Annotated in this window: 12 protein-coding genes; 3 read left to right on the top strand and 9 right to left on the bottom strand. The window is 61.0% G+C overall.

The window, feature by feature from the left end; translation table 11 throughout:
* Positions 1-27: 27 nt before the first annotated feature.
* Positions 28-1,542, bottom strand: a complete 1,515-nt coding sequence (ilvA, locus tag PSH78_RS25310) for a threonine ammonia-lyase, biosynthetic (protein WP_305497561.1) — start codon at positions 1,540-1,542, stop codon at positions 28-30.
* A 252-nt stretch (positions 1,543-1,794) separates the two neighbouring features.
* Here ilvA and rpiA point away from each other — a divergent pair, with 252 nt between their 5' ends.
* Positions 1,795-2,469 (top strand): ribose-5-phosphate isomerase RpiA, encoded by a 675-nt coding sequence (gene rpiA, locus PSH78_RS25305; RefSeq protein WP_305497560.1) that lies wholly within the window; start codon positions 1,795-1,797, stop codon positions 2,467-2,469.
* A gap of 139 nt (positions 2,470-2,608) precedes the next feature.
* On the opposite strand, the gene PSH78_RS25300 is transcribed toward rpiA, so the two are convergent.
* The 4 genes from PSH78_RS25300 to PSH78_RS25285 form a co-directional block, all read right to left on the bottom strand.
* Positions 2,609-3,523 (bottom strand): SdiA-regulated domain-containing protein, encoded by a 915-nt coding sequence (locus PSH78_RS25300; RefSeq protein ID WP_305497559.1) that lies wholly within the window; start codon positions 3,521-3,523, stop codon positions 2,609-2,611.
* 118 nt (positions 3,524-3,641) lie between these two features.
* Positions 3,642-4,574: an SdiA-regulated domain-containing protein gene (locus tag PSH78_RS25295; RefSeq protein ID WP_305497558.1), complete on the bottom strand. Its 933-nt coding sequence runs from the start codon at positions 4,572-4,574 to the stop codon at positions 3,642-3,644.
* Between the two features lie 230 nt (positions 4,575-4,804).
* Positions 4,805-5,470, bottom strand: a complete 666-nt coding sequence (locus PSH78_RS25290; protein ID WP_305497557.1) for a fumarylacetoacetate hydrolase family protein — start codon at positions 5,468-5,470, stop codon at positions 4,805-4,807.
* A gap of 43 nt (positions 5,471-5,513) precedes the next feature.
* Positions 5,514-6,908: an FAD-binding oxidoreductase gene (locus PSH78_RS25285; protein WP_305497556.1), complete on the bottom strand. Its 1,395-nt coding sequence runs from the start codon at positions 6,906-6,908 to the stop codon at positions 5,514-5,516.
* 204 nt (positions 6,909-7,112) lie between these two features.
* Here PSH78_RS25285 and serA point away from each other — a divergent pair, with 204 nt between their 5' ends.
* A complete protein-coding gene (gene serA, locus PSH78_RS25280) occupies positions 7,113-8,342 on the top strand; it encodes a phosphoglycerate dehydrogenase (RefSeq protein ID WP_039592617.1) in 1,230 nt (409 codons plus the stop codon).
* Between the two features lie 193 nt (positions 8,343-8,535).
* On the opposite strand, the gene PSH78_RS25275 is transcribed toward serA, so the two are convergent.
* Positions 8,536-8,961: a DUF4399 domain-containing protein gene (locus PSH78_RS25275; protein ID WP_305497555.1), complete on the bottom strand. Its 426-nt coding sequence runs from the start codon at positions 8,959-8,961 to the stop codon at positions 8,536-8,538.
* A gap of 132 nt (positions 8,962-9,093) precedes the next feature.
* On the opposite strand from PSH78_RS25275, the gene PSH78_RS25270 reads away from it, so the two are divergent.
* Entirely contained in the window at positions 9,094-9,660 is a 567-nt protein-coding gene (locus tag PSH78_RS25270) for a transporter substrate-binding domain-containing protein (protein ID WP_305497554.1), read from the top strand.
* 160 nt (positions 9,661-9,820) lie between these two features.
* Here PSH78_RS25270 and PSH78_RS25265 read toward each other — a convergent pair whose 3' ends face one another.
* The 3 genes from PSH78_RS25265 to PSH78_RS25255 all read right to left on the bottom strand — a co-directional run bounded on the left by PSH78_RS25265 (position 9,821) and on the right by PSH78_RS25255 (position 12,303).
* Positions 9,821-10,450 (bottom strand): bifunctional 2-polyprenyl-6-hydroxyphenol methylase/3-demethylubiquinol 3-O-methyltransferase UbiG, encoded by a 630-nt coding sequence (locus PSH78_RS25265; protein ID WP_305497553.1) that lies wholly within the window; start codon positions 10,448-10,450, stop codon positions 9,821-9,823.
* A gap of 94 nt (positions 10,451-10,544) precedes the next feature.
* A complete protein-coding gene (locus PSH78_RS25260; RefSeq protein WP_305497552.1) occupies positions 10,545-11,189 on the bottom strand; it encodes a methionine ABC transporter permease in 645 nt (214 codons plus the stop codon).
* Positions 11,179-12,303: a methionine ABC transporter ATP-binding protein gene (locus PSH78_RS25255; RefSeq protein ID WP_305497551.1), complete on the bottom strand. Its 1,125-nt coding sequence runs from the start codon at positions 12,301-12,303 to the stop codon at positions 11,179-11,181. Before PSH78_RS25255 ends, PSH78_RS25260 begins: the two co-directional genes overlap by 11 nt.
* Position 12,304 lies beyond the last annotated feature (1 nt).

Below are 12,304 nucleotides of genomic sequence, written 5' to 3'. Positions count from 1 at the left end.
AAGGCCGATGTCCTTCAGCGTAGCCCTTCAACCAAGAAACAGCTGATAGGCCGGGTTGTCGCTTTCATCCCAATACGGATAGCCGATTTCTTCCAGGGCGGCCGGGACCAGGTGTCGTTCATCGTGGGGTACTTGCAGCCCGGCGACCACGCGACCATCCGCCGCGCCATGGTTGCGGTAGTGGAACATCGAGATATTCCAGCGCCCGCCCAGCTTGTTGAGGAAGTTGAACAACGCGCCCGGACGCTCCGGGAACTCGAAACGCAGCACCACTTCGTCGATGACGTGGGCAGCATGGCCGCCGACCATGTGACGGATGTGCAGCTTGGCCAGTTCATTGTCGGTCAGGTCCAGCACCGGGAAGCCTTGCTCGGTCAGGCTGGCGATCAACTTGCTGCGCGGATCGTTTTCCGGATGCGTCTGTACGCCGACGAAGATGTGCGCTTCGCTGCCGGTGTTGTAGCGGTAGTTGAATTCGGTGATCTGGCGTTTGCCGATGGCTTCGCAGAAGGCCTTGAAGCTGCCCGGCTGCTCAGGAATGGTCACGGCGATGATCGCCTCGCGCCCTTCGCCCAGCTCGGCGCGCTCGGCCACATGGCGCAAGCGATCGAAGTTGACGTTGGCGCCGGAGTCGATGGCCACCAGGGTCTGGCCGCTGATGCCCCGCGATTCGACGTACTTCTTGATCCCGGCCACGCCCAAGGCGCCGGCCGGCTCGGTGATCGAGCGGGTATCGTCGTAGATATCCTTGATGGCTGCGCAGATCTCGTCGGTGCTGACAGTAATCACTTCGTCCACGTAGTGCTTGCAGATATCAAAGGTGTGCTGGCCGATCTGCGCCACGGCCACGCCATCGGCGAACAGGCCGACGGTCGGCAATACCACGCGCTCACCGGCGGCCAGGGCCGCTTGCAGGCAATTGGAGTCGTCGGGCTCGACGCCGATGATCCTGATCTCGGGGCGCAGGTATTTCACGTAGGCTGCGATCCCGGCAATCAGCCCGCCACCGCCCACCGGGACGAATATCGCATCGAGGCGCCCGGGGTGCTGACGGAGGATTTCCATCGCCACGGTGCCCTGCCCGGCGATGGTATGAGGGTCGTCATAGGGATGGATATAAACGTAGCCTTTTTCGTCGACCAGCTTCAGCGAATACGCCAGCGCCTCGGGGAACGAGTCGCCATGCAACACCACTTTGCCGCCGCGGGAGCGTACGCCTTCGACCTTGATTTCCGGGGTGGTCTTGGGCATGACGATGGTGGCTTTGACGCCCAGCACCTTGGCCGCCAGCGCCAGGCCCTGGGCATGGTTGCCCGCCGAGGCCGTGACCACGCCACGAGCGCGCTCTTCGTCGCTGAGCTGGGTCAGCTTGTTGTAGGCCCCGCGAATCTTGAACGAGAACACCGGTTGCAAGTCTTCACGCTTGAGCCAGACGTCATTGCCCAGCCGCTCGGAGAGCTGGCGGGCGGTCTGCAGCGGGGTTTCAACGGCAACGTCATAAACGCGCGAGGTGAGGATCTTCTTGACGTACTGTTCGAGCATCGGAAAGCATCACTGAGCGGGTTGGGCAGGGCCAGGGAGTCTAACCCGGCTTTTGGCCGGGCGACCACACGAATTAAGTGGTCCGAGGGTACCGAACCCCTGTGGCGAGGGAGCTTGCTCCCGCTGGATCGCGAAGCGGTCCCGGAAAAAGCGATGAGCGCTTCGCACTCAAGCGGGAGCAAGCTCCCTCGCCACGGTTTCTGCGCCTATAATGCCGGCCTTTCGTTCCCTCTCGGCACCCTCGGAGCCCGCATGACCCAGGACCAACTCAAACAGGCCGTGGCCCAGGCCGCCGTCGACCTCATTCTCCCGAAGCTGGATGACAAGAGCGTCGTCGGGGTCGGCACCGGCTCGACCGCCAATTGCTTCATCGACGCGCTGGCGCGGCACAAGGGTGCGTTCGACGGCGCGGTCGCCAGCTCCGAAGCCACCGCCGCGCGCCTCAAGGGCCACGGGATCCCGGTGTACGAGCTCAACACCGTGAGCGACCTGGAGTTCTACATCGACGGCGCCGATGAAAGCGATGCGCACCTGAACCTGATCAAGGGCGGTGGCGCTGCATTGACCCGCGAGAAGATTGTCGCGGCAGTCGCCAAGACCTTCATCTGCATCGCCGACGCCAGCAAGCTGGTGCCGGTACTCGGCGCCTTCCCGCTGCCGGTGGAAGTCATCCCCATGGCCCGCAGCCACGTCGCCCGTCAGTTGGTGAAACTGGGCGGCGATCCGGTGTATCGCGAAGGTGTGCTGACCGACAACGGCAACATCATCCTGGATGTCCACAACCTGCAGATCACCAACCCGGTGGAGCTGGAAAGCCAGATCAACGCCATTGTCGGCGTGGTCACCAACGGCCTGTTCGCCGCACGTCCGGCGGATGTGCTGTTGCTGGGGACTGCTGAAGGGGTGAAGACGCTGCGGGCTGAATAGCCCGGCGGATAGTTATTGGTTCACACCGGACCCTGTGGGAGCGAGCTTGCTCGCGATGACGAAGGCACATTCGACATCCATGCAAGCTGACCCACCGCTATCGCGAGCAAGCTCGCTCCCACATGGGGTCTGTGCGAGCTTAGGGCTGCGCCTTCTTGAACACATAAAACAGATTCGGCTCACTCACCAGATACAGGTTGCCATCGTCATCCATGGCCAGGCCTTCAGCCTGGGGGACGGTTTTCTGCAGGCCGTGGCGGCCCTTGCTCAACGACAGCGTGCTCAACGGACGGCCGTTGATATCCAGCTCGATGATCAACCGCGACTCGTCGGACAGCGCCATCAGGTGACCGCTGCGCTCATCGTATTGCAGGCTTGAAAGGTCGCGCACAAAGAGCCCGGCGTCACGCTTGGGATTGTTGACGACGTGCACCGCATAGGATTTTTCCGGGTTGTGGTGGGGAAACCCGTGGACCTCGTAGATCAGCATCGGGTCGCGCTCCTTCGCCACGAATAGCCGCTTGCCCAGGGAGTCGTAGGCCAGCCCTTCGAAACCCTTGTTGCTGCTCATGTGCACCCCGAGCGAGATCTGCTCGGCTTCGGCCGCGTCCAGGAACCGGGTGTCGTCGTCCAGATGGATCTTGATCAGCCGTTGTTGGCGCTCGTCGGTGATGACATAGATGTTCTCGCTGATGAATTCCACCGCTTCCGAATCACCAAACCCGACCAGGGCTATGCGCCGCAAGATCTTGCCGTCCAGCGACAGCTCGATCAGCTCGGGATTCTTGTTGGTCACGGTGAACAGGGTCTTGCGGATCGGATCGAAGGTCAGCGCCGAAACGTCATCGTCCAACCCTTCGATCACCTGCGCCTCGAGCGCGACCTGGTACTGATCCAGTGCGATTGCCTGCTCGTTGACGGGGTGCCACAGGCTGCTCATGTTGAACCAGACGCGTTCGAACAGGCGCAGGTACTGGCCCACCGCGATCAGGGCGATCAACATGATGGCCAGCAACAGCAGGAACAGTGGCTTGGGACGGACAAGTCGACGCATGTAGGAGGGCTCGGATAAAAACAGGTGGTTGGAAATACCACGACTGCCTGAACTGAAGCTTAATGGCCGCGTGCCACATCCTACACGATGGTGGGAAATGTCTTACAAAGTCGCGCTGTCAGTGCTGTTTTTCGAAACGGTAGAACAGGTTCGGTTCACTGACGATGTAGAGGGTGCCGGCTTCATCGACAGTGACGCCTTCGGCCCGAGGGATCGTGTCCTTCAGGCCGTTGAAGCCGCCGAGCAGGGTCATGAAACTGACCTGATTGCCTGCTTCGTCCAGTTCCAGCAATAAATGGGAGTCGGCCGATAGCACCAGCGTGTGGCCGGTGCGCGGGTCTACGGCCAGGGCGGACAGGTTGCGCAGGTCGAGTTCGTTGCTGACATGGATCTGCTTGTCGCCCTTGAGCGACTGGCTCCCGTCGCTTTTCCAGGTGAACAATGCCGGTGGGCGCTCTTCGCCAAGGATCAGTTGCTGGTTCTTCGGGTCCCAGACGATGGCTTCGAATCCCTTGTTCTGGTTCTTCGACGTGCCCAGGTCATATTGGGGGAAATCCTTGATGTTCAGCTCGCGGGTATTGGCGTCGACCTGGATGATCGACAGCGTGTGCTTGCGTTCATCGGTGATGGCCAACAGGCCGTTTTCCATGAAAGCCACGCCTTCAGGGTTGCCCCAGCCCACCAGCGGCATCTTGCGCAATACGTCACCCTGCAGGTTCAGCTCCACCAGGAACGGATTTTTGCCCATCACCGCGAACAGGGTCTTGGTCTGTGGGCTATAGGTCAGGTCGGACGCTTCGTCGTCTTCCATTCCCGGGAGCGCCTTGGCGTCAATGACAGCGTGGTAATCAGGTAGCCAGATGCTTTCCCGGCGCTCGGCCTGGCTCTGGAAGCGCTCCGACACCCAAAGCAGGCCCCGGTCATCCCAGTGCATGGCGAATGCCAGGCCATAAGCGCTGGCGCCCGCGATCAGCAGCCAGACATACCAGGGCAGGGCGAAGCGAGAGCGGCGGGATGTTTTGGGGGTGGGCAGTGCTTGGGTCTTGGCCATCAGGGGACACGTTCCAGGGAATTCGGCTAGGGGCTGGCTGGCTCAGATGCCGCATTGCCCGGAATTATCCGGATGGCATGTGAAAAAAACGGTAAATGGCCGGATGGCCGCTCAGGCTAACCTGTGGGAGCGAGCTTGCTCGCGATAGCGGTGTGTCCGACATGTTGATGTCGGCTGACATGACGCTATCGCGAGCAAGCTCGCTCCCACAGGATGGACAGATGCAGCTGTTAACGAACACTGCTCTCGAAGCGGCTCGCGCCCGGCAGTTCCAGCACCAGCTCGTCACCGACGTTCAACGGCCCGACGCCGGCCGGCGTGCCGGTCAGGATCACGTCGCCGGCCTGCAGCGAGAAACAGCCGGCCATGTACTGGATCATCGGCACGATGGGGTTGAGCATCAGGCTGCTGTTGCCGTCCTGGCGCACTTCGCCATTGATGACCAGGCGAACGGGGATGTCGGTCAGGTCGGCGAAGGTGTCCTTCGAGACAAACGGGGCGATCACCGCCGCGCCGTCGAAAGACTTGGCGACTTCCCAGGGCAGTCCCTTGCCCTTGAGCTCGGCCTGCTTGTCCCGCAGGGTCAGGTCCAGGGCCGGAGCGAAGCCGGAGATCGCGTCCAGCACTTCCTCAGCGCTGGGCCGGGTCGACAGCGGCTTGCCGATCAGCACGGCGATTTCCGCCTCGTAATGCACCGACCCGCGGTCGGTGGGAATGCTGAAACCGCCTTCCAGCGGCACCACGCAACTGCCTGGCTTGATGAACAGCAACGGCTCGGTGGGCACCGGATTATCCAGTTCCTTTGCATGCTCGGCATAGTTGCGGCCAATGCACACCACTTTCCCGATCGGGAAATGAATACGCGTACCGTCGACATACTGGTGCTGATAGCTCATAACCGACTCCTGCCTTTGGATTTTCATCAGGTGTTTATAAGGGTCAAACCGCGAAGATCTTGCCCGGGTTCATGATGCCGTTGGGGTCGAAGACTGCCTTTACCGCTTTCATGTACTCGATCTCCACCGGCGAGCGACTGTAGGTCAGATAGTCGCGTTTGGTCATGCCCACGCCGTGCTCGGCGGAAATCGAGCCGTTGTACTTCTCGACGGTTTCGAACACCCATTTGTTCACCGTCGCGCACTTGGCGAAAAACTCATCCTTGCTCAGGTTTTCCGGCTTGAGGATGTTCAGGTGCAGGTTGCCGTCGCCGATGTGGCCGAACCAGACGATTTCGAAGTCCGGGTAGTGTTCGCCGACGATTGCATCGATTTCCCGCAGGAATGCCGGAACCTTCGAGACGGTTACCGAGATGTCGTTCTTGTACGGCGTCCAGTGGGAGATGGTTTCGGAGATGTACTCGCGCAATTTCCACAGGTTCTGCAACTGGGTTTCGCTCTGGCTCATCACGCCGTCGAGCACCCAGCCTTGTTCGACGCAGTGCTCGAAGGTTTCCAGCGCGTGGTTGGCGACTTCTTCGGTGGTGGCCTCGAACTCCAGAAGGGCGTAGAACGGGCAGTCGGTCTCGAACGGCGCCGGCACGTCGCCACGACCGAGGACCTTGGCCAGAGCCTTGTCGGAGAAAAATTCGAATGCGGTCAGGTCCAGTTTGCCCTGGAAGGCATGCAGCACCGGCATGATCGAATCGAAATCCGGCGTGCCGAGCACCATCGCGGTGAGGTTTTTCGGTGCCCGGTCCAGGCGCATGGTGGCTTCGACCACGAAGCCAAGCGTGCCCTCGGCGCCGATGAACAGCTGGCGCAAATCGTAGCCGGTGGCATTCTTGATCAGGTCCTTGTTCAGCTCCAGCACGTCGCCCTTGCCGGTAACGACTTTCATGCCCGCCACCCAATTACGCGTCATGCCGTAGCGAATGACTTTGATCCCGCCGGCATTGGTGCCGATATTGCCGCCAATCTGGCTGGAACCGGCTGAAGCAAAATCCACCGGGTAGTACAGGCCATGTTCCTCGGCCTTGTTCTGCAGTTGTTCGGTGACCACGCCCGGCTGGCACACGGCGGTGCGGTCGGTCAGGTTCACGTCGAGAATCTGGTTCATGTAGTCGAAGGACACCACGACTTCGCCATTGGCCGCCACGGCCGCGGCGGACAGCCCGGTACGTCCGCCCGAAGGGACCAGCGCGACCTTGTGCGCATTGGCCCAGCGCACGATGGCCTGGACCTGTTCGATGGTCTTGGGAAAGACGATGGCCGTCGGCGCCGGAGCGAAATGCTTGGTCCAATCCTTGCCGTAAGCATTCAGGGAGTCGGCATCGGTCAGGACCTTGCCAGGCTCAACCAGGGTCTTCAGCTCATCTATCACGGCAGGATTGGTCATCGACAGAACTCTCGAACAATTCATGGTCATCCTGAGAACGCTTCACGTCGCAGGAATGGGTGTTTGCGGGGGGCATATGCTAGCATACCGACCCCGCAGCGTAGTGCCCAAAGGCTGTTCTGCGGCGACGGCTGTCACGCCGGTCGGGCCGGCCCAGGCTGCCCGATTCCCTGCCATTTTTCTCCGGGACACAGGTTTACGCAGATGAGCAAGACTTCTCTCGATAAGAGCAAGATCAAGTTCCTTCTTCTCGAAGGCGTCCACCAATCGGCTGTCGACGTCCTCAAGTCGGCGGGCTACACCAGCATCGAGTACATCACCAGTTCTCTGCCGGAAGCCCAGCTCAAGGAAAAGATCGCCGATGCTCACTTCATCGGTATCCGCTCCCGTACTCAACTGACCGAAGAGATCTTCGACCACGCCAAGAAACTGGTCGCGGTCGGCTGCTTCTGCATCGGCACCAACCAGGTTGACCTCAACGCGGCCCGTGAGCGCGGTATCGCGGTGTTCAACGCGCCGTACTCCAACACCCGTTCCGTTGCCGAGCTGGTGCTGGCCGAGGCGATCCTGCTGCTGCGCGGCATCCCCGAGAAAAACGCTTCCTGCCACCGTGGCGGCTGGATCAAGAGCGCGGCCAACTCCTTCGAAATCCGCGGCAAGAAGCTGGGTATCGTCGGCTACGGCTCGATCGGCACCCAGTTGTCGGTACTCGCCGAAGGCCTTGGCATGCAGGTGTTCTTCTATGACACCGTGACCAAGCTGCCGCTGGGCAACGCCACCCAGGTCAACGACCTGCACGAATTGTTGGGCATGTCCGACATCGTCACCCTGCACGTACCGGAAACCCCGGCCACCCAGTGGATGATCGGCGAGAAGGAAATCCGTGCCATCAAGAAAGGCGGGATCCTGATTAACGCCGCGCGTGGCACCGTGGTCAAGCTCGACGCCCTGGCCGAAGCGATCAAGGACAAGCACCTGATCGGCGCCGCCATCGACGTGTTCCCGGTAGAGCCGCGCTCCAACGACGACATCTTCGAGAGCCCGCTGCGTGGCCTGGACAACGTGATCCTGACCCCGCACATCGGCGGTTCCACCGCTGAAGCCCAGGCCAACATCGGTCTGGAAGTGGCGGAAAAACTGGTCAAGTACAGCGACAACGGTACCTCGGTATCGTCGGTGAACTTCCCGGAAGTGGCTCTGCCCGCTCACCCTGGCAAGCATCGCCTGCTGCACATCCACGAGAACATCCCGGGTGTGATGAGCGAGATCAACAAGGTCTTCGCGGAAAACGGCATCAACATTTCCGGCCAGTTCCTGCAGACCAACGAGAAGGTCGGCTACGTCGTGATCGACGTCGATGCCGAATACTCGGACCTGGCGCAGGAGAAGCTGCAGCACATCAACGGCACCATTCGTTGCCGCGTGTTGTTCTAAGCGGGCTGGGTTTGCAATAAAAAAACGGGAGCCCTGAATGGCTCCCGTTTTTTTCTGACACAACCTGGAAACCTTGTGGGAGCGAGCTTGCTCGCGATCGCGCAGTGTCAGAAAAAGATCTATCGACTGAACCACCGCTATCGCGAGCAAGCTCGCTCCCACAGGGGCCTGCGTTGTGTCAGTCGATACGGCGTTACTTCACATTCACCGTGATTTTCTCGGAGACAATCGACGGGTCGAATGGCATATGGCCGCTGTCGCCCAGGATCAATTGCAAGGTGTGCTTGCCCGGGGCCAGCTTGATGGTGGCCTCGGTTTGTGCCTTGCCGAAGTGCATGTGGTGGGCGTCGGTCGGAATCGGCGCGCCTTCCTTCGGCACGTCGTCGACATCGATCAGCAAATGGTGATGGCCAGTGTTCTTGGTCACATCGCCCGCCGGAGCCAGGGCGATATTCTTGACGCCGAACTTGACCTTGAATTCCTGGCTGACGGTGGCGCCATCTTCCGGGGAAACGATGAACACTTCTGCGCCCTTGGGGGCCGGGGTCGCCGCTGTTGCCAGCATCGAGGTGCCCAACAACAGGCCAGCCAACGCGGCACGAGACATAAAGCTTTTCATTTTTTTCTCCAGTTTTTCGATGAAATCCGCTGAGTCATGACAACTTCATGAACAATCGTTGTCGAAGCCTGCAACAACCATAGCAAAGCGAGCCTGAGACGAGCGTCGCTTGTAAAAATTCTAGGAGTGACCATGCGTTTCCTGCCTGGCCTGATCTGCCTGCTACCTCTTTTGAGCCCTTTGGCCCATGCCGAATTGATCGACGATATCAACGACCGGGGCGAGTTGCGCATCGCTCTTGAGGCCAACACGGCGCCCTTCAACTTCAAGGAAGACGGCAAACTCACCGGCTTCGAAGTGGAGCTGGGCGAAATGCTCGCGAACGAACTCGATGTACGGGCCGATTTCGTTGTCACCGATGCCGAGGATTTGTTGGCCGGTGTAGAAACCGGCAAATACGACGTCGCCATCAATCACATAGCACTGACCCCGGAACTGGCGGATCGTTTCGATACCAGTACCCCCTACAGCCAACCGGATGCGCAGTTGCTGGCGAGCAAGGACGAGTCGCAACGTCCGCTGGTCATGGCGCAGTCGTTCCAGGCGCAGGATAAGAAAGGCCCGCCGCCCAGCCTGGTGATTCCGTTCCAGAAGGACAACCCGGCGTTCAAGGCCAGCCTGGACAATGCCCTGGCGCGGATCAAGGAGGATGGGCGGCTTGAGCAGTTGTCGCAGAAGTGGTTGAAACAGCCGGAGTGAAGCTTCCAGGCGATGAGGCCAAGCCTTCAAGCTTCATTGACTATTGGAGCGCTATCGCGAGCAAGCTCGCTCCCACATTGGAATTGCGCTGCTCACAGATCATGAGTTCACAACTGATCGAATGTGGGAGCGAGCTTGCTCGCGATGGCGCCCTCAAGTCCTAAGCAGGTTTACGCCACACACTCGCCAACCAAGGCTGCTGTTCCCGTGGCAGCCCCGCTGGCCGGTAATAATGCTCCAGCTCCACAAAGCCTGCTGCGCCCAGCAGCCTGCGCCAGGCGTCGAGGTCGTGGTAGGCGCCGAAGCGCTGGCCGTTCCAGCCTTCCTGGTTTTCGCCGCGAGGATTTGAGCTGAACAGCACGCCGCCAGGCTTGAGCGTCGCGTGCAGTTCTCTGAGAACCCGTGGCAGTTCCTGGACAGGAATATGAAACAGCACCGCGTTGGCGAAAATTCCATCAAAGCGTTCGGCCGGCAGGTCGAGCTTCAGGAAATCCTGTTGCCGCACCTCGCACCCGCTGTCCTGGCAGGCCATCCGGGCGAATTCTTCGGAACCGTCCAGGCCGACCGCGACATGGCCCATGCCGGTGAACGTACGCAAATCCCGCCCCGGACCGCAGCCGAAGTCGAGAATATGAAACGGTGCCTGGGCCTGAATGTGGCGCAGCAACGCATCGATGTTCTGGCTGACATCATGATCGCGGGTGCCTTCGCGAAAATTATCGGCCACGGCGTTGTAATGACCCAGGGTCGTGGCGGTGATGACGTGCAGGTCTTCGGCAGTGTGTTTCATGATCGCGGGCTTTGCTGGGGAGTGTTTGATGACTATACCGCAAGCCCGCCGGCCGCCAATCGCGAGCAGGCTCGCTCCCACAATGAGTCGCGCTTCAGCGTTTGTTCAGGCCGCGCGCCAGACGATCGCCCCCCAACTGAATCACCGCGACCAGCGCCACCAGCAGCACGATAACCGTGAGCATGATCTGGCTGTCGAACCGCTGGTAGCCGTAACGGTAGGCGATGTCACCCAGGCCACCGGCGCCGATCGCCCCGGCCATGGCCGAGGAATTGATCATGGTCACCAACGTGATGGTAAAACCGCCGACGATGCCTGGCAGCGCCTCGGGCAGCAATACGTGCCAGACGATATGCCAGCGCCGGCAGCCCATGGCCTGCGCCGCTTCGATCAGGCCGTGGTCGACTTCCCGCAGGCTGACTTCGGCGATGCGGGCAAAAAAAGGCGTCGCGGCGATGGTCAGTGGCACCACCGCAGCCCACACGCCGTAGGTCGTGCCGACGATCAGCCGGGTGAACGGAATCAGCGCCACCATCAGGATCAGGAACGGGATCGAGCGAAACAGGTTCACGAACGCGCCCAAGGCACGGTTCAGCGCCGGTGCCTGGTAAATGCCGCCCTTGCCGCTGGTGACCAGGATAACCGCCAGCGGAATGCCCGCCAGCAACGCGATCAATGACGACACGCCAACCATGAGGAACGTGTCGATGAAACCCTGCAATAACCGATCAAACCACATAACCCAGCACCTCCACCCGTTGCGCCCATGTAGCTGCCCGCTGACGCAATTCCTCGGCGCCCAGTGAGGAGCCGCTCACGGCCAGCAGTAATTGTCCCAGCCCATGTCCCTGGATCCGCTCGATGCCGCCGTGCAACAGTCGCACCCGGCCACCGAGGGCGCCGAACAGGGCTGCGAGGTCCGGTTCATCGCGGGCGGTACCGGTGAATTGCAGGCGCAGCACCGTGGCGGCGTCCGCCGATGCCGGTTGCGGCTGCAAACGATTCTGCAGTTCTTCAGGCAGCGCGTGCTGCAACGGCGCCAGCAGCGTCCGGCTGACCTCATGTTGCGGGTTGCCGAAGACTTCCCAGACCGGCCCCTGCTCAACGATCCGCCCTTGTTCCAGCACCACCACCCGGTCGCAGACTTCGCGGATCACCGCCATCTCGTGGGTAATCAGCACGATCGTCAGGCCCAGACGCTGGTTGATCTCCCGCAGCAGGCCGAGGATCGACTGAGTGGTCTCCGGATCCAGCGCCGAAGTGGCCTCGTCACACAGCAGGATCTGCGGATCGTGGACCAGCGCCCGGGCGATGCCGACCCGCTGCTTCTGCCCGCCTGAGAGTTGTGCCGGATAGGCCTTGTGCTTGCTATCCAGGCCCACCAGTTCGAGCAGCTCGCGGACCTTGCGCTGGCGTTGCTCCTTGGGCACCCCGGCGACTTTCAGCGGCAGCTCGACGTTCTGCCAGACGGTCTTGGCCGACATCAGGTTGAAATGCTGGAAGATCATGCCGATGCGGCGGCGCAGCTCGACCAGGTGATCTTCATCGAACTCGCCGATGTCCACCTGATCGATCAGCACCCGACCGCTGGTGGGTTGTTCGAGGCGGTTGATGGTGCGGATCAGTGATGACTTGCCGGCGCCGCTGCGGCCGATGATGCCGAACACCTCGCCGCGCTGGATCGCCAGGTCGATGCCGTGCAGCGCGTTCACCGGTCCTTGGGCGCCCCGGTAGGTTTTGCCCAGTCCGACAAAACGCACGTGGGCGCGGTTGAGCTGTGGGTGCAGCTCGGTGCTTTCGGCGCTTCGGCGCGTGGGCGTTTGCTGTTCAAGCAAAGCGTTGACGGCATTCATA

This window comes from Pseudomonas sp. FP198 (assembly GCF_030687895.1).
In the GTDB taxonomy this organism is placed as follows: domain Bacteria; phylum Pseudomonadota; class Gammaproteobacteria; order Pseudomonadales; family Pseudomonadaceae; genus Aquipseudomonas.
Note: the sequence above shows the minus strand (reverse complement) of the source record. Positions and strands in the feature narration are given on the sequence as shown.